Below are 18093 nucleotides of genomic sequence, written 5' to 3'. Positions count from 1 at the left end.
CACGCGATAATTTGAACTATTATGGATATTAAACGATTAAAATATTTTTGTACTATTTTAGAATGCGGGAGTATCACTAAGGCAGCAGAAATATTACATATTTCTCAACCACCCTTATCAAAACGTTTGCAAGAATTAGAAGAAGAAATTGGTGTTCCATTATTTATCCGTCAAAATGGCAAATTGCAAGCAACAGAAACAGGGTTGTTTTTATATAAGCAAGCAGTGGAGTTACTGACCCATTTCACTCAAGTGGAACAAGATATTTTGCACTTATCTCAGCAAAATCGACAATGCTTACAAATTGGGTTAACACATTTATTTCAAGAATATTTTACTCCCTTAATTTTACAATGGCAGGCAAGATCATCAAACTTAAAAATTGATGTGATGGTGTCAGATTCTGATCATTTAGAATATTTATTACAGCAGAAAATTATTGATATTGCATTTATGCAAAAACCTGAAAATATGCAGGGATATGATTATATAGCTTGTCCGAGTACGGCATTAGTCGCCGTGGTACATAATGATTTAATTTCTCCAGTCGCTCAATTACATTTAACAGATTTAGCTAAACTGCCATTAATCTTACTTAAACGTAGTGGAGGGCGTGGAACGTCCGCGCTGTTGTTAGATAAATTGCGGAAGAATGGTATTGAACCTAATGTATTAATGCAGGTTTCACAGCCATCTGTCACTATTGATTGGATTGAATCCGGTATTAAAGCTGCCGCGTTATTACCTATTTCAGAAGTGGAGAATTTAACCTTGTCAAATTGTCATATTTTACCGGTTACGCCGGATCCACAGCTTTTCTTTCCTTGTGTGGTGAGATTATCGACCACGCCAATGCCACCTATATTAGCTGATCTTCTCGCCGACGGTTATCAACCTTAATCTGTTCTTTTCCAGTAAGTTTTTTGAGCAAAAAGCAATTTATTACTGGTAAATTTAATTTCATCAAATGTGATATGCCAAATATCGGTATGCAATAATTTTGCCATAGTATGTTTTTTGGCATAATGGGCAAGAGCTATTTTGTACTCATTAGGATCATCAATAAAACGAGTATGTGCGGTAAATTGAATACCTTGAATATCTTGTACGATTTTGGGCTGTCCGGCGATTGTTCCTACAATTTTAGGCTGTTGTAACATCATTCCGCCATGTTTAGTTTGTTGGCTTGTCATAATCCAAAGTGCGGTGTTTTTTTGATCAAAAACATAAAAACAGCTCGCCGCCCACAGTTCATTATTGAACATTGTCGTTAAACTCACAACGTGATGGGTTTGCAGAAAATCAATGATAGATTGGGGAACTGGAATCATAGTAAATAAATCCTTACTCAAGAAAAAAGCCACTATTATGGTCAATAGTGGCGTTCATTCAATTTAATTTGCAATATAGGTTGCCCATAAATGAGATATTGGCATGACTAAAATTAACCCCGGTAACATATTTGCCACAGGGAAAGATTTTATTCCCATAATACGTAACCCCGTTGCTAACATAATTAATCCGCCACAAGCGGCAAAGTCGGCGCGCATTTCGGCAGTTGTTAACGGTACGATTAATGTCGCCAAGAAGAATAATGTCAACTGAATGGCTAATTGCGGTATAGCGATAGCTGAAACAGCATAGCCTAATGTAATCGCAAAAATACCTGCAGTAAAGAAGTCTAAAATGGTTTTAATGTATAAAATGGACGGATCGCCAGTCATACCCTCATTCATTGAACCAAATACCCCCGTGCCACTGGCACAGAATAAAACCAAAATAGCGACAAATTTTTCGACAAATTCATCGGGGCTTAAACCTTGTACAGGAGGAAAGATTTTATCTACCACACCACGTAATTTACCCGCCCCTTTATTAATGCCTTTTTCTAGGTATAACCATTCGCCGATGGCTAAACCAAGTACGGAGGCAAGCACAACTGCAGCGTAGTATTTTACGCCGGGGATTGCCATCACCCCCAAACCAGCAGAAGTTAGACCAAATAAGGGATTTAAACTGGCTCGTACACGTTCAGGTAATTTCACCCCCATAAAAGCACCGAGTAAACCGCCTAATAAGACGGCAGAGCCATTCACAAATGGACCAATTGGCATTGTCATAAGATACTCCTTAAGAATTTAATTGATTATTCATCCATTTCACTTTTACCTTGTTCACCCCAGCGTGGCATCGAAATATGTATATCGAATAAATCCAAGGCTCGGGCAACGCTATGTTTTAAAATATCGTCAACCGATTGTGGTTTGTTATAAAACGCTGGTACAGGGGGGAAAACAATAGCTCCCATTTCGGTGACTTTACGCATATTATCAATATGAGCGAGATTTAACGGTGTTTCTCGAGCCATTAACACTAAACGACGGCGATCTTTTAAGGTGACATCTGCTGCTCTGGTCAATAGGTTATCGCTCATACCATGAGCAATCGCTGCAAGTGAACGCATAGAACAAGGCGCAACCAGCATTCCTATGGTTTTAAAAGATCCACTAGAAATACTTGCCCCTAGATTTTGAATGGGATGTACCACATCCGCTAATGCACTGATTTGTTGCGCTGAATAATCAGTTTCAAGCTGGCGAGTCATTTCTGCGCCCTTAGAAATCACCAAGTGCGTTTCAATATCTTCGATTTTTTGTAACATTTGCAAAGCACAATAACCATATTGAAAGCCACTTGCTCCGCTAATTCCAATCACAATACGGCGTTTACTCATTATTTTTCCCTTTGGTAAAATTAAAAATAGCCTAATTTCCGATCCTATTGATGAAAATTAGGCTGTTGATTATTTAGCTTTCAAAATCAGGCAAAAAGCGTTTTACGTCCACTTCTTTAAATTTACAGCGTTGGAAATGGTTTTTTAAATGGAATGGTACCGTACAGTCAAAAATGGTTTTGCACGATGTTCCAGCTTGGAACAATTTATAGCTATAATCTGGCGATTGTGATGGATCTAATGGATGACAGCGGACACCTGAAATAGTGATGGTATCAATATCCCCTTGATAACGGGTTTGCATGGCCCATAGCACATCATCGGTATCAAAAATATCGACATCTTCATCGACGACAATAACATGCTTTAATTCAGGGAACGCAGAGAAAGCGAGTAAACCTGCCTGACGTTGACGACCTTCGTCCACGGCAGCTGATTTTTTGAATTGCATGACTGCTAACAATTTACCACCACCTGAAGTGTGAGCAAATACATTAAGCAAACGACCCGGCATCGCACGTTCCACCATATCTAAAATAGAGGCTTCGGTTGGAATACCTGCCATATTAACATGCTCTTGACCCGGTCCCACGGTGGTACGCAAAATTGGATTATGCCGAGTGGTGACGGCTTTTACTTTAATAATCGGTAGGGCAGGTTTTGCATCTCCCGTATAACCAGGGAATTCAGGCATCGCTTTCCCTGTATTGCTGTTTTGGTCTTCACGCACCCGCACATCTGGTAATAATTCACCTTCAATCACCACTTCCGCATGCGCGATAGCACGTTCATTAATGGTGATACATTTGGACATTTCAACGGCTTTACCACGTAATCCACCTGCAATCGCTAATTCATCATAGCCTAAAGGTGTTGTTGGCGGTTCAAAGCAGGCTGCCACTTCAATCGCAGGATCAACACCAATACTAATAGAAATAGGTAATGGTTTGCCTGCAGCTTCCGCTTTTTGACGAAATGCATCAATATGACGACCGGGCGTTAACCACATCGATAATTCATCTTTACTTTGCACACATAAACGGTGAATAGTAATATCGGATTCACCTGTATCAGGATCAGACGCATAGCATAAACCCATGGTAAAATAAGGACCTGCATCTTCAATGGTATTGGTCGGTGCTGGTAAAAGCGTGCGTAAATCAAAATCAGGATCGCTGGCTAAATGCACCACTTCTTGACAGGCAGGTTTTACATCTGAGTTTAAAGTGACAGGTGGAATAGCGTGCTCAACGGATTCTTTTAATAAAAAGCCTAAACGTTCAGGAGGACAACCTAAAAAAGCGCCTACACGTTTACGAGAACCATTTAAACCAATGGCAACACGTATATTCGGATAGCCTTTCACTTTGTTAAACACCATTGCTGGTCCATTGGTTTTGGTTGGACGTGGTGTTGTGCCACCTGCACCTACATAGCGATATACACCAGAAAGTTCAGCAATAGGATCCACTTCCACATCAGTTGAAACCAACTCATTGGGAAGTGTTTCTAATAACGCTAATGCAGAACGTAAATCATATACATTGGGTTTGCTAGTTTGTTCAGCCATAATATTCCTCGCTTATGTTAATTAATATGCAAGAAAGTATAATGGCTGGATTTTATTTGGCTAATACCGTTTAGATATTTTCTCTATACCAAAAGAAATACTTAGAAAAGATCTTCTATAAGTAAAGTACTCATTACCAACTTTTTCTTGATAGTGCGGTTATTTTTTCTCAAAATTTAAAACAGCTTAAAAATTAACCGCACTTTGTTTGCTTACTTGATTTTTTAGTTTGTTATTCAGAGATAATCAGCTGTGGAATCACAACCGTCCATTTTTGGTCTTTTAGTTCCGGCGGATAGTATTTATGGTATTGTTCTTCCATATCTTCCCAATAACGGACATAAAAGTCTGAGATAATGACCTTTGTATTCTCTGGCAGGACAGGCAAGGAAGAGTCTGCCTTTTTAGAGGTACGGGCGACAATCTCGCCATAGGCGTAAAAATCATAACCGCCACGCTCATTCTTTTTAAATTGAAGTTCTTCTCCAGTACTTAGCTTGCGAATAATCTGTAAACGAGATTTTATATTAGCATACACAGGACTCCGTACGACAAAATCCATATCCAATTCACTCAGGGATAAAATGCGATACGCCGTATTAAGATCGCTACGTAACTGAAATGCCTGTTTCTTTTTTACCGTATCGATCGGTAATTTGGTAATCCATGGGTGATCGGAAGTGTGTTGTAGCAAGGTTAATGTTTCAATTGCACGAGTCATTGCTACATAATAAAGGCGTTGTGCAGCGGATAAATCTTCTTTTTTATCTTGCTGCCAATGACCGTCCAATACAAAGACATGTTTGAATTCCAATCCTTTTGCTGAATGGACAGTGCCTAGGAAAATACCGTTAATGCCTGTTTCGCTGCTATCTCCCGTATAATCATACAGCCAATTCAGCAGGGTTTGGGTATTATGTTTTATCTCACTGTTATCTTTCATGGCAGAAACAGGGTATTCCAGCTTGAAATCTTCAATTATTCTTGCAAAATACTGCTTCCATCTGTCGCTTACCTGTTGATCTAGAATCAACGTTATAAATTCCTGCGATGTCAGATACTCTTTTCCGTTTAATGCTTCGCGTAATTTTACAAATTCACGTTTTCTGTTTAATCGGATTTTATTTTTATTCTCTTTGGCTAGAAAATAAGGAATGTTTTCCAATTCACACCAAGCCTGCATTGGTTTCAACGTGTTGTTATTATGTGCAAGTACGGCAAAATCCGCATATTCTGTTACACCAAGTTGCTTCAAACGGATGATCTCATTAATGACGGCTTGTGTTTGTCGATTATTCTTTTGGTGGAGATCTCCTTCTTCTGATACAGTAATCACCGCAACCCTACCCAATCGTTTGGAATCGATAGATTCCCATATTCCGCCTTTCAACTCATTATTTCGCTCGGGATTAATTTCAATCTGATGGGTGTTTTTTAACCGTTCTGGCACATCTTGAATAACGCTGTTGGCTGCGTTAATAATATTTTGGGTGCTGCGGTAGTTATAAGTTAGGTAATCTGGCTCCGTAACACTATAATCCTGTTGAAAACGTCTGATGTATTCATTACTGCTGCCGTTGAAAGCATAAATATTTTGATCATCGTCACCTACTGCCAGAATGGTCAGTTTTGCCGAATCATCCGCCTGCCGCCCCGCCAATGCAGATACCAAGTTGTAATGGTGTTCGCTGATGTCCTGATATTCATCAACTAAAATATATTGGAAACCTGCCAGAATACGATCTCGATCGTTGTCATCTTCTGCTCCCACCGAAAGACCATTGGTCAGCATTTTAGTCGCTTGTTCGCACCATTGTTTAAAAATATCGCTTTCTTCGCGACACTCTGATTTATCACGGTCGTTGTAACGTATGCCCAGCAAACGCATCGCCATTCCGTCATAGGTAAGTACCGTGACAGAGAAAGCAATATTACCGACTAAATTTGCCAAACGGCGTTTGATTTCCCGTGCAGCCAAGCGATTAAATGCTAGAACAATAATTGACTTTGGATCAACATGTCTCACCCTAAGTAAATAAGCCGTGCGGTGTACGATAACACGGGTTTTTCCTGCACCGGGACCGGCTAAAACTAAGCGGTTTTGTTCGCTTTTATCCGCCACAATCGCTCGTTGCTGTGGATTTAGGTTATCAATAATTTCTTTTCGGGTATCACTTGATACGGTTTCTTCTAGTTCGGTAAATCGTCCTCTAAACCATTTATTCTTGAATTCAGATTCTTTTTCAGTGAAATAATCACGCACTAATTTCCAAGCCTGACTCATATTTTCCAATGCTTTTACGGCATATTCCTGCATAACGTGGACTTGGAATATTTTTTCGCTATAAAAATCTTGTAGTAATTGGTAATCATCACGGACATATTGGCGAGGTGGATTGGCATTCAGTGCAGTTTGGTTTACTTTAATCGTCATTGCATGGCGTAGAATGGTCATACCGTGATTCAGTTTGATGACATCTTGTTTGTGCATAAACAGTAAAGCCTGTTTTATCAAAAGATCATATTGTGATAATCCTATGCCGTTAAAAAGATCAGAATTTTGTTCTGCCTCTTCTTTCAATTTACCGAAACTGGTTTCGACAATGGCATCTTTGCTACGTAAGCCGCCTATTTGTGAAATCAAGTAGCTCAGAATATGCTGGCATAATTTTCGGCGTAACTCAGCATTACTTTGTAAATTTTCCCAAGTAGCGGAACGATCCTTGAAACGTATGCGAAGCATATCGTTGCCCAAATCGCAGAGTTCGAAACTTCCGTTATGGCATTCTTCTTTTCTAATGGCTTTATCATAAGCTAGGGATTGTAATAACAATTTAACATCAGTTGGAATAATTTGCTGTTTGTTATTGTCTTCATCACTGTTACCATTAATTTCCTGACAGACAGCACTTAATGCGATGTTTTGCCACTCACCTTCCATTGCATGAGGCAGTTTTTCTTCCAGTAGTGTCCATAATTTTTCTTCCCATGCAATAATTTGATTCAGACGTTTTTCGGCAGGTTTGTGGGTATCTGTACGCAGATTGATCGTCATTCGGGTATCATTAACCAAGATCCCCAATTCTTCCAGCACTTTGAGATAACTACGCAGTTCTTCAAAACCGCAGGCAAGGGCTTTGCTCAATTCATCGGTGCTGAGAGGTGCGTCCTTAGGGGATTCAAAAATAATTTCGGTAATAGTGCGGTACAATTCTCTTTTGTATTTGGGTAGTTTTGCGTTCTCAATCTTTGCAATAGCCTGTGTTAAATCCAGATGTCCAGAACGCACAGGAAATATACGCGTGTGGTTTTCACTGCGTTCGACTAAATCAGCCCGCTCTAACCAAGCTAAAGCGGTTTTAACTTTAGTATCGGCTTGGCTATCATCGCTGTCGAAACTCATATAATTGTCGGTATCGTGTAAAATTTCTCCCGTGGTGACGACGATTGAATCGTCTTTTTTCTTGGTTTTGGTATGTAGATAACCCAATTTTTTCCAAATCAGTTTTAAGTCTTTAAGTTCGATTTGAGAATTATGGTTTAAACTGAATTGAGCATCCACATCTTGACGGTTGAATAATAACACGCATTTCGCTTCAAGCTGATCTCGCCCTGCACGCCCCGCTTCCTGTAGATAATTTTCCAGCGAACCCGTGATTTCGGCATGAATAACCAAACGAATATCCGTTTTGTCCACCCCCATTCCAAAAGCATTGGTAGCGACAATAATGCGTAACTCGCCTTTAATGAAACGATCTTGAATGTCGGATTTGGTGTTTTTCTGCAAACCAGCATGGAAATACTCACAGGTCCAGCCTTGCCGTTGAAGAAATGTGGCGTATTGTTCCGCACTTTTGCGTCGTGCGACAAATACCACAGCACCGCCTTCCTGATGTCCAAGTTCTCGCTGTAATAACTCGTGTATGCGTTGATTTTTACTGCTATTCGGGGTATCCAATACTTCGTATGAAAGGTTGGTTCGTTCGTTATCACCGATAAATTGTTTAAATTCGATACTGAGAATATGACGGAAATAAGTAATAATATCATTCAGCACATCGGGTTTTGCCGTTGCGGTAAAACAGCTGATCGGTGCGATTTGACTGCGGTTTTCTTGATGATATTTTTGGATAAACGTAACCGCATATAAATAGTCAGGGCGGAAATCATGTCCCCATTTAGACAGACAGTGGGCTTCATCAAATACCCACCCGTTAATTTGACGGTGTTTGATGGCATTGACAAAACTTTTGTTGCGAAATTGTTCGGGGGCGATAAATAAAAGTCCGATGTCGCCCAATACGACTTTATCCAGTACATCCGCACGTTCGGTAATTTCTAACATTCCGTTTAATGCTGCTACACCTAAGATACCGCGACGAATTAAATTATCCACCTGATCTTTCATTAAGGATTGCAGTGGCGACACTATAATCGTCAAACCACCGTTACGATAGTAACGGTTTAATGCAGGAAGTTGAAAACACAGCGATTTACCGCCACCTGTAGGCAATATGGCTAAGGTATGTTCGCCTTTCATGCCCGCACGTACAATAGCTTCTTGTCCTCCGTCAATGCCTTTTACATCACGAAATGATTTGATTTTTCCGCCTTGCCCGAAATAACGTTTTAGCTGTTCGGTTGGATTTAGTGTGCCTGCACAATATTCACAATTCGGGTTTTGGCAATCATGATTACGTAATTCATCAAGTAATCGAGCTGTTGCTGGAAATTGATAGCGAACCCAAGGAGCTAGTACGGATGTACCGCCCGAAACAGTTAGCCAAGATAAGGCATAAGCCACAGGAATATGTAGGTCAGGATTGTTCAGATCCGTTTTTAACAACTCAATCATTCTGGTGCGACAGACTTTAAAATGTTCTTTACTATCTGCAGCAACATCTTTTTCCCGTAAAATATGACGAACAGCATATACCGCCTGATGGTGAGTCAGTTGGGGCGGTTCAGGTAGGGAAATGACATCATGGCTAATAATTGGGATTGTGCCGAATAAATGCTGGTAAATTTCCATTTCCTGCGGAGAGTTCTTGGCAAGAACCGTAAAAGCTTTACATTGATCTTGAAATAGTGTCCAACAGGCTTTGCAGTCTGCTAACGGTGAGTTGATTTCGGACACGATAATCTTATGGTTTTTGATTAGACGATGATAGGGATTCTGCGGAAATGCTAATGGAGATAAGCGTAATGTATCTATTACTGGCAATTTAAGCCATTCAAGATCGGGAGGTAAAAATTTAAGGTCGTGTTCAATAATATTATGTCCCATCAGCCATTTTGCACCACTAACCAAACCTTCCTGTCTAATTTCCTCGAGAGCTGCTTTAAAATCCTGATTATTCCGTAAATTTTCACTTTGATAAGATTTATCCAAATCGGGGCGGTATGCCCCTAATTTAAAAACAGTCTCGGTTTTTGGATTCACTTCAAGATCGATAATAAGAATTGCTGGAATTGATATTGCCATGATATAAAAAGAAATATTCAGATAATATATTGAATAAAATAGCATGGGCTTGTAAAACGGACAATACAAATTTTAATTGTATAGAGAAAATGGTCGAAAATTAGGCGTAGAAGATCAAACCTAATCTTCCACAAGCCCTAATCAAAATCAACTATAAACAGTTAGACTAATTTAATCGCTTTCACGGTTTGTTCTAGTTCATTTCTTGTGCCAATAGTAATCCGAATACAATTCTGCAATCCCAATGCTTTATGTTGATCACGCAAAATAATGCCTTGTTCCCAGAGAGTTTTAAAGATTTTTTCACTGTCTTGGAATTTCACTAATACATAATTTGCTTCTGTTTCAAAAATTTGTACCACGGTTGGGATTTTGCTTAATTGTTCAATTAACCACGCACGATTGTTTAGCACATCATTAACCCGTTCTTGCATTTGTGTAATACCTTGTGGTTGCAAGGCTTGAGCAGCAATATCCGATACTGGCACAGGCAATGGATAGGGGGCGATCACTTTTTGCAATATGCCGATTAATTCCGCATTGGCAAGGGTAAAACCACAACGTAATCCTGCCAACGCAAAGGCTTTGGAGAGCGTGCGGATAATGGCTAAATGCGGATAATTGGCTAATTCATTCACAAGGCTGGCTTGTGGACAAAACTCAATATAGGCTTCATCCACCACCACAATGGCTTTATTTCTGGTGATGTCGAGCAATTTGAGTAAATCCACACGGTTAACTAATGTACCTGTCGGGTTGTTCGGACTACATACAAACACGACTTTTACCCTATCAAGATTTCGCTCAATTTCGGCTAAATTCAGTTGAAAATCGGCGGTTAAAGGAACAGTTTTTAACGCAATGCCACAAGTTTCTGCACTCACAGAATACATGCCATAGGTCGGTGGGCAATGTAAAACATGGTCGTCTGGTTCACAAAATGCCCGAATAATCAGCTCAATACTTTCATCACCGCCACGGGTGACAATCACATTTTCAGGTTTCACACCAGCATAATTCGCATAACCATTAATCACGGCTTCTGGTTGTGGTTCGGGATAGCGGTTAAAAGTGCGGTGCAATAAATCAAAGTTTGGTGAAGTCGGGTATTCATTGGCATTCAGCCATATATCGCCCTTGCCCCCCAAACGACGAGCGGATTGATAGGGGGTAAGTGCCTGTACATTTTTTCGGGAAAGTGGTGAAATTGTCATGGTTTGTTCCTGTTTAATTTTCTTTTTTCAGCATGTGCATAATGAGTCTAATGAGCGGTTTTTTGAATCAACGCAATGGCTTGTTCTAGCTCATTAGCATTTTGCTGTAAGCGTTTTTGGTTAATGGCATAGCCTTTGACGAGATAGTCTTTTAGGCGTTGAGTTGCCCAAATACGAAATTGTGTTGCTGATATGGATTTTACTCGATAGCCAACAGAGATAATGGCATCTAAGTTATAGTGTTTTATCTGGCGTTTAACTTGACGTTGACCTTCTTGGCGAACTACTAAGAAATCCTTAGTGGTTGAAAATTCATCAACTTCCTGTTCAGAAAAAATATTTTTCAAATGCATCACAATATTTTCTGATGTGGTATCAAATACTTTAGCCATCTGTACCTGCGATAGCCACACTGTATCCTGCTCAAATTGTACTTCAACTTGAGTTTGTCCGTCTTTGGTTTGGTATATTTCAATCGGGTTTTGCATAATTTTTCCTTGTTAAATTTATAGATACTGTGTTTATATCATTTAAATAAACTGAAAAATACTGTATATGGAAAATTTATTTTTGTTTTTTCAATTTTGCCAACCTTATGCTCACCGCCTGTTTATGAGCTTCCAGCTGCTCTGCTTGTGCCATGAGTTCTACTGTATAAGCGAGATCTTTAAAGCCTTGTGGGGTGAGTTCTTGTACAGTCATACGTTTGCTAAAATCAGCCAGTCCCAAACTTGATGTGGTTTTGGTATAGCCATAGGTCGGTAAAACATGGTTGGTGCCACTGGCGTAGTCGCCCATGCTTTCGGGAGAATAAGCACCTAAGAAAATCGATCCTGCATTATCTAATTGTGGCAATAAATCACGGGCATTTTCCACTTGCACCACTAAATGCTCGGGGGCATATTCATTGCTAATGGCGACCGCTTGGGCAATATCTTCCGCAATAAAGGTGCGACTATGGTTTAACGCTTTACGGGCGGTGTCGGCTCTTGGTAATTGGTTTAATTGACGTTCAATGGCGAGTAGCGTATATTCTGCCAGCGTTTCGCTGTTAGTGACTAAAATTACTTGGCTGTCCGCACCGTGTTCTGCCTGAGAAAGTAAATCGCTTGCCACAAATTCAGGATCAGCCTGTTCATCCGCCAATACCAATACTTCCGACGGTCCTGCCTGCATATCGATCGCCGCACCGTTGACAGTTTGGCTCACTTGGCGTTTGGCTTCAGTAACGAAACTGTTGCCCGGTCCGAAAATTTTATCGACTTTGGCGACACTTTCCGTACCAAATGCCATTGCCACAATAGCTTGTGCGCCACCCACTGCATAAATCGTTTCCACTCCACAAAGATCCGCCGCATATAAAATCGCATCAGCAATCGGCGGTGGCGAACACAGCACGATTTTTTTACAACCGGCGATTTTGGCAGGAATGGCAAGCATTAATACGGTAGAAAATAACGGAGCAGATCCTCCTGGAATATATAAACCCACTCGATTAATTGGGCGTGTCACCACCTGACAACGCACGCCTGCTTGCGTTTCAATATCCACGGGTTGGGGAATTTGTGCTTGATGGAATTTTTCAATATTGGCTTTGGCGTTTTGAATAGCCTGCTTAAGTTCCACTGATAAACGCTCACTTGCTGCTTGAATTTCGGTTTGCGACACAACAAGACTTTGCAATTTCACTTTATCGAATTTCTCACTTAACTCAAATAATGCTTTGTCACCGTTTGTCAATACGTTTTCACGAATCTCATTAACCGCCTGCTGGATATTGGCAGAGGAACTAATCGCAGGACGAGTCAATGCCTGTTTTTTCTCATTTTCTGATAAATCTTTCCAAATAAGGGTTTGCATCATTTTATTTCTCCCTAAGCCAACATTTTTTCAATTGGCAACACTAATACCGAGCTTGCCCCAATATCTTTTAATTGTTCCATGGTTTCCCAAAACAGATTTTCTTGGCTCACCATGTGCATGGCGACTTTGGCTTCATCATGAGCCAATGGCAAAATGGTTGGATTTTCTACCCCCGGCAACAAGGCAATCACTTCTTCTAACTTGTCTTTCGGAGCGTGCAACATAATATATTTGCTTTCCGCCGCCTGTTGTACGCCCTGAATGCGAGTGAGCAATTTGTCCACCAAGGCTTGTTTTTCCGCCGACAACGGATCTGCACGCTGAATTAAACAGGCTTTGGATTTGTAAATCACTTCCACTTCTTTTAAACCATTGGCTTCCAAGGTTGCCCCTGATGACACCAAATCACAAATGGCATTGGCTAAATTGGCAGTCGGGGCGACTTCCACTGAACCATTTAAAAAACAGTTTTTATACGCTACCTGTTTTTCGTTCATATAACGGCGAAGCAAGTTTGGGTAAGACGTGGCAATACGCTGGTTTTGGAAATCTTGCACGCCATGATAAGGGCGATCTCGATCAATGGCTAAAGATAAACGGCAGCCACCAAAATCCAATTGACGCAATTTTTTATATTCTACGACTTCTCCTGCATTCTGGCGACCAAGTTCTTCTTCTTCCAACACATTTTCGCCAATAATGCCGAGATCTACTACACCGTCAAACACCAAGCCGGGAATATCGTCATCACGTACCCGTAGAATATCGATCGGCATATTTTCCGAATAGGCAATCAAACGTTGTTCGTTCCAGTTGATTTTTACCCCACATTGTTTAAGCAACTCGTTACAGTCCGTGCTTAAACGCCCTTTTTTTTGTAATGCAATGCGTAATCTGTTGTTATCTGACATAATTTAATTTCCTATAAATAAAAGTAAAAAACCTTTCAGAAGTTGACTTCCGAAAGGTTTATATTGCTGGTTCACCGCACTGTTTCGGAAGTCTTATCTTCCGAGTAGCACCATCCGCCCGAAAGATTAGGTTCGGTGATGGTGATGATGAAAAGTGCGGTTGAAATTCATTGTGTTTTCCTATGTTTTTCTAGGTTCTTCGTTTTCTTAACGTAGATTTTCTTGCGTGCCTTTTAAAATACTGAAATCCGTTTTATCTTGCAAGCATTTTTTTATTTATTTTTGCTTTTATTTTTGTGCATAATATTTTTCAATGGTTTTTTGAACGTAATCTTGTGCAAAATTGAGCGATAATTTCGTCAAAATTGGGCGAATAGGGGCAATATCAATGGAATAATAAGATCCTTTCGGAATAGATTGATAAAGTGCGGTGTTTTTTGTGATATTTTCTAATATCATGACAATATGTTGCACATTGATCATCTTATCCGTGGCAACATTAATGATCTGATTGGTAAACAAAGGATTGGCTAGGATTTCGTTTAAAATCGTGACCACGTCATCAATATCAATTAAATTCCGATAACTTTCTTGCCATAGGGTAAAAGATTGCTGATGAATAATGGCTTGATAGAGGAAATTCACGATAGTTGGGCTAGTGGCATTACCCACGACTTGCGGTAAACGCACAATTAAGTATTGCTGGGCTAATCGTTGCACTTGCTGTTCCATATTCTGTTTATGTTGCACATAAGGCGAATTTTGTAGGGACGGATCGTAGAGGCTACAAGTGCTAAAATAAACTAATTTTTGGTCGGGATGGTGTAAAATCGTTTGCTCAAGTAATTGGCTTTCGCGGCCAAATAAAGTGCGGTTTTTTTCTTGTGAGTTTGATACACCACTGGCAAAAATAATATGCTTAGGATCTTCCGCATAGCCAGAAAATGCCTTTGCTATCATGCCTTGACCGATAATCATGCTATTTTTCTCGCTTTAATGAACAGTAACACAGGGCGGTGTTGTAAATCCTTAAATTCGGCTTGCCATTCAGGCTGATCCGCTAACATGGGTTCTGCCATTTGTTCAATTTGAAAGCCAGCTTGAATCAGGTTGTTAATAATGGTCGCCGTGGTGCGGTGATAGGTTTTAAAGGGTTGCTTAAACCAACTGCGATCTCGCTCCCCTTCATCTCGATAATAATTTAACCGATAGGCAACTTGTTGTTTTTGTTTATTTTTCTCCCAGCGTTCACCTCCTTGGTAAGCGGTGACAATGGGGTGTTCTTGGGAAAAAATAAGTCTACCATTGGGCTTTAATTTGCGATAAATTTGGCTTAATAGTTGGCGAAAATCTTGCACATAATGAAAAGCAAAGGAACTGGTAATCACATCAAAATTGGTTTCTTTAAGATCGGCTAAGTTTTCCATGGAAAGTTGATGCAAGGCAAAGCGTGACTTAGCAAAATGGGGTTCAGAAAAGTGCGGTGTAAAATCGGCAAGATTTTTTTCTGCCTGTTGTAACATTGCCAAAGACAGATCTATGCCAACCACAAAATCTGCTTTACGAGCTAAATATAACGCCAAATGTTCGCCCATCCCACAACCGAGATCCAGCAGTTTTTTGCCTGTTAAATCAGGTAATAAAGACAACATTGTGGGTTTCTCCACAATGTTGTTTAAACTGATTGGATTGGCACGAATTTTTTGATAAAGCTCAAAAAAGTTTTCTTTATCATAAACGGAGGTTTGCATAACGGTTAGCCTTTAAAATCCGCAATCCAGCCAAATTGCATACCGAGTTGAGCCATGATATTTAAAATCGCAAACAGGAAAATAAAGTAAATCATAAAGTTACCACCGAATGCGGTGTATTTACTTTGACCAAATCGCTCACGGCTGGCTTTGGCTAATAAAGCTGGCACAATTCCTGCCCATACGGTGGCGGCTAAACCCGCATAACCGATAGCGATCACAAAGCCATAAGGGAATTGCAGGCTTAATAATAATGGCGGTAGGAACACCACTAACGCCGTTTTGGCTCGACCGAGTCCGCTATCATCAAATTTAAATAAATCCGCGATATAGTCAAATAAGCCTAAGGTCACCCCCAAAAAGGAGCTGGCAATCGCCATATAAGCGAAGAAACGCAATGCTAAGGCAATGTAATCGGTTTGCACATTATTGCCGAGAGCATCCAATAACGCCGCAATGTCGCCACCTTTTTCGATCACGGGAGCAAATTCACTGCGAGGTAAATTGCCTTGCACCGCATATTGCCACAACACATAAATAACTAATGCCGTTGCCGTGCCTAATACCACGGACTTCACCACTTTGGCAGCGTTGCGATCATAGTATTTCACCAAACTTGGCACATTCTGGTGAAAGCCAAAGGACACTAAACACACGGGTAACGCCACCATAGCGTAAGGTAAATAAGCGGTATCTGCTGGGGCTAGTTGGTCTAAGAGAATTTCCGCTTTGGCAGAGGAAATTAAACTGGCGACAGACAGGAAAAAGGCAATCGCCATACCTGCGATTAATACCGTACTAAAGCGATCCACGGCTTTGGTGGAGAACCAGACAAACAAAGCTAATACCACAGCAAAGATTAACGATCCCGCAGTTCGTCCAATTTCCACCGCACTTTGTTCGCTGCTTAACAGCTGATTAATAAAGCCTTCGGTAATACCACCACCTGAGGTAATGTAGGCATAGGTTAAAATGTACATCACAAAAGCAAGGGATACACCATTGAGAACGTTCCAACCATTGCCGAGCAAGTCTTTGACAATGGTATTAAAACTCGATCCAGTAGGGTAGTGTAAATTGGCTTCTAATAACATTAAACCTGATGAAGTCATACAAAACCAAGTATAAAGCAAAATCAGCAATGAGCCAGTAAACCAAACACCAGCAGTGGAAATCGGGTTGGCTAACATGCCTGCCCCGATCGTGCCACCCGCAATAATCATAATGCCGCCGAGTAAAGACGGTTGTTTTTGTGTTGTCATGAGATAATTCCTTGGGTTATTTTAAAGTTGCACTATTATAGTAGTACAATAAAATAATTACAACCGTTGTTTTTCGCCACCAAATTCATCGAGTAAATGTTCAGTTAATTTTGCTAATTCGCCAGTCATCAAAATAAAATCTGCATCAAAGCGTTGAGCGACATCTTCTTGCAGAATATCATCATTTTTCTCACGGATATTATCGGCGAATTTTAAGCGTTTAAGCGTGCCGTCATCGTTTAATACAAAGCTCAAATGATCTTCCCAGTCTAACAATAATTTGGTGACAAATTTGCCACTTTGCAAATGAGAGAGCATTTCTTCACTTTCCAGCGGCTGATTTTTATAACGAATAATGCCCTGATTATCTGCGGCTTTTAATTCTCCTTCTTCAAGTGCGGTGAAAAAAGACGGTATTTTTTGTTTCACCAACCAATCGGTCATCACGATAGAGGGTTCATTGGCAAAAGCTAACGGCACCACAGGTAACGATCCCAACGATTTACGCAACAATGCCAATACATCTTCAGCACGTTTATAAGAGGCGGCATTCACATAAATCAAATTGGTTTCGGTGTTAATCCAAATTGCTGTTTGCTGATGTTTACTAAAAGCGCGGGGCAACAACATCGCTACCACATCATCTTTCAATGCCTGTTTTTCCGTCTTTTTCAGTTTGCGATTTTCTTTTTCTTCCAACTGGCGAATACGTTCGTCTAACTCTTGTTTAATCACATGATTCGGCAAAATTTTATCTTCTTTATGGGCCACTAATAGAAGCTGTTTACCGTTAAAAAAATAGAGTAAATCGGCATCTCGCAAGGGCTTTGCCCAGCCGAATTTGCTTAGATCAGATTGGGAACACGGATGGTATTCATTTTGAGCTAAATTGTTCTGCAATACGGCATCAGACCAATCTAATTCTTTTGTTAAACGGTAAATAATCGTATTTTTAAACCAGTACATAAATTATCCTTAATTAATAAAAATTTGCCTGATTTTAGCATAATTTTGCAATGAATAGGGGATTACACTAAGAAAGAGAAAGCGTAATGGTAATTCGATAAAAAAACATCGTTTTTTATTTTATGTAATAAAGGGAAAGGGGTAATTCAGTCGTATTTTTATCTGATATTGCCTTATATTAGGTAAAGATTTGCAATAAAATTCGAAGAAAAGGGATGATTTTGGTATTAAATTTGAGAAATAAAGAACGTAGTAAAGTAGAAAGGAAGATTGGGCGTAAATTTTATTCAATTTTCCCTAAACTTGCGTATAATCTTCCTAACACAATTGAAGAAAA

13 protein-coding genes, 1 pseudogene and 1 other annotated feature are annotated in these 18093 nt (G+C 40.1%); of the genes and pseudogenes, 1 reads left to right on the top strand and 13 read right to left on the bottom strand.

Annotation, left to right across the window (positions count from 1 at the left end):
* The first annotated feature begins 21 nt into the window (after positions 1-21).
* Positions 22-900, top strand: a complete 879-nt coding sequence (locus E0709_RS06470; RefSeq protein ID WP_132301973.1) for a LysR family transcriptional regulator — start codon at positions 22-24, stop codon at positions 898-900.
* Here E0709_RS06470 and E0709_RS06465 read toward each other — a convergent pair.
* From E0709_RS06465 to rdgC, 13 genes and pseudogenes are all read right to left on the bottom strand, one after another.
* Entirely contained in the window at positions 897-1331 is a 435-nt protein-coding gene (locus tag E0709_RS06465) for a PNPOx family protein (RefSeq protein ID WP_132301971.1), read from the bottom strand. The two genes, E0709_RS06470 and E0709_RS06465, sit on opposite strands and share 4 nt — an antisense overlap.
* 63 nt (positions 1332-1394) lie before the next feature.
* Positions 1395-2114, bottom strand: a complete 720-nt coding sequence (locus tag E0709_RS06460) for a DUF554 domain-containing protein (RefSeq protein ID WP_132302208.1) — start codon at positions 2112-2114, stop codon at positions 1395-1397.
* 32 nt (positions 2115-2146) lie between these two features.
* Positions 2147-2734, bottom strand: coding sequence for a UbiX family flavin prenyltransferase (locus E0709_RS06455; RefSeq protein WP_132301969.1), 588 nt, complete (start codon positions 2732-2734; stop codon positions 2147-2149).
* A 73-nt stretch (positions 2735-2807) separates the two neighbouring features.
* Positions 2808-4304, bottom strand: a complete 1497-nt coding sequence (locus tag E0709_RS06450) for a UbiD family decarboxylase (protein ID WP_132301967.1) — start codon at positions 4302-4304, stop codon at positions 2808-2810.
* Positions 4305-4536: 232 nt separating this feature from the next.
* Positions 4537-9789: a RecQ family ATP-dependent DNA helicase gene (locus E0709_RS06445; protein ID WP_132301965.1), complete on the bottom strand. Its 5253-nt coding sequence runs from the start codon at positions 9787-9789 to the stop codon at positions 4537-4539.
* 161 nt (positions 9790-9950) lie between these two features.
* Positions 9951-11003, bottom strand: coding sequence for a histidinol-phosphate transaminase (gene hisC, locus E0709_RS06440; protein ID WP_132301963.1), 1053 nt, complete (start codon positions 11001-11003; stop codon positions 9951-9953).
* A gap of 50 nt (positions 11004-11053) precedes the next feature.
* A pseudogene (locus E0709_RS06435) lies at positions 11054-11491 on the bottom strand (virulence RhuM family protein); the annotation flags it as partial.
* Positions 11492-11567: 76 nt separating this feature from the next.
* Positions 11568-12863, bottom strand: a complete 1296-nt coding sequence (gene hisD, locus E0709_RS06430) for a histidinol dehydrogenase (RefSeq protein ID WP_132302207.1) — start codon at positions 12861-12863, stop codon at positions 11568-11570.
* A 14-nt stretch (positions 12864-12877) separates the two neighbouring features.
* Positions 12878-13777, bottom strand: a complete 900-nt coding sequence (hisG, locus tag E0709_RS06425; RefSeq protein WP_132301959.1) for an ATP phosphoribosyltransferase — start codon at positions 13775-13777, stop codon at positions 12878-12880.
* A gap of 23 nt (positions 13778-13800) precedes the next feature.
* Positions 13801-13928: a sequence feature (His leader region), on the bottom strand.
* 137 nt (positions 13929-14065) lie between these two features.
* Positions 14066-14755, bottom strand: a complete 690-nt coding sequence (locus E0709_RS06420) for an NAD-dependent epimerase/dehydratase family protein (RefSeq protein WP_132301957.1) — start codon at positions 14753-14755, stop codon at positions 14066-14068.
* On the bottom strand, positions 14752-15528 hold the full coding sequence (locus E0709_RS06415) for a class I SAM-dependent methyltransferase (protein ID WP_132301955.1): 777 nt from the start codon (positions 15526-15528) through the stop codon (positions 14752-14754). The genes E0709_RS06420 and E0709_RS06415 overlap by 4 nt, the downstream gene beginning before the upstream one ends.
* A 5-nt stretch (positions 15529-15533) precedes the next feature.
* Positions 15534-16790: an aromatic amino acid transporter gene (locus E0709_RS06410; protein WP_132301953.1), complete on the bottom strand. Its 1257-nt coding sequence runs from the start codon at positions 16788-16790 to the stop codon at positions 15534-15536.
* Between the two features lie 57 nt (positions 16791-16847).
* Complete coding sequence (rdgC, locus tag E0709_RS06405; protein ID WP_132301951.1) at positions 16848-17756, bottom strand: recombination-associated protein RdgC; 909 nt, start codon at positions 17754-17756, stop codon at positions 16848-16850.
* Between the last annotated feature and the right edge of the window lie 337 nt (positions 17757-18093).

Source organism: Lonepinella koalarum (assembly GCF_004565475.1).
GTDB classification, from domain to species: domain Bacteria; phylum Pseudomonadota; class Gammaproteobacteria; order Enterobacterales; family Pasteurellaceae; genus Lonepinella; species Lonepinella koalarum.
This window is presented reverse-complemented; position numbering and strand designations above follow the sequence as displayed.

Bases quoted from the DNA above. Each gene is read 5' to 3' on its own strand.
- E0709_RS06445 (WP_132301965.1), bottom strand. From the start codon at position 9,789: ATGGCAATATCAATTCCAGCAATTCTTATTATCGATCTTGAAGTGAAT.
- E0709_RS06455 (WP_132301969.1), bottom strand. From the start codon at position 2,734: ATGAGTAAACGCCGTATTGTGATTGGAATTAGCGGAGCAAGTGGCTTT.
- E0709_RS06420 (WP_132301957.1), bottom strand. From the start codon at position 14,755: ATGATTATCGGTCAAGGCATGATAGCAAAGGCATTTTCTGGCTATGCG.
- E0709_RS06410 (WP_132301953.1), bottom strand. From the start codon at position 16,790: ATGACAACACAAAAACAACCGTCTTTACTCGGCGGCATTATGATTATT.
- rdgC (WP_132301951.1), bottom strand. From the start codon at position 17,756: ATGTACTGGTTTAAAAATACGATTATTTACCGTTTAACAAAAGAATTA.
- E0709_RS06470 (WP_132301973.1), top strand. From the start codon at position 22: ATGGATATTAAACGATTAAAATATTTTTGTACTATTTTAGAATGCGGG.
- E0709_RS06465 (WP_132301971.1), bottom strand. From the start codon at position 1,331: ATGATTCCAGTTCCCCAATCTATCATTGATTTTCTGCAAACCCATCAC.
- E0709_RS06415 (WP_132301955.1), bottom strand. From the start codon at position 15,528: ATGCAAACCTCCGTTTATGATAAAGAAAACTTTTTTGAGCTTTATCAA.
- E0709_RS06450 (WP_132301967.1), bottom strand. From the start codon at position 4,304: ATGGCTGAACAAACTAGCAAACCCAATGTATATGATTTACGTTCTGCA.
- hisD (WP_132302207.1), bottom strand. From the start codon at position 12,863: ATGCAAACCCTTATTTGGAAAGATTTATCAGAAAATGAGAAAAAACAG.
- E0709_RS06460 (WP_132302208.1), bottom strand. From the start codon at position 2,114: ATGCCAATTGGTCCATTTGTGAATGGCTCTGCCGTCTTATTAGGCGGT.
- hisC (WP_132301963.1), bottom strand. From the start codon at position 11,003: ATGACAATTTCACCACTTTCCCGAAAAAATGTACAGGCACTTACCCCC.
- hisG (WP_132301959.1), bottom strand. From the start codon at position 13,777: ATGTCAGATAACAACAGATTACGCATTGCATTACAAAAAAAAGGGCGT.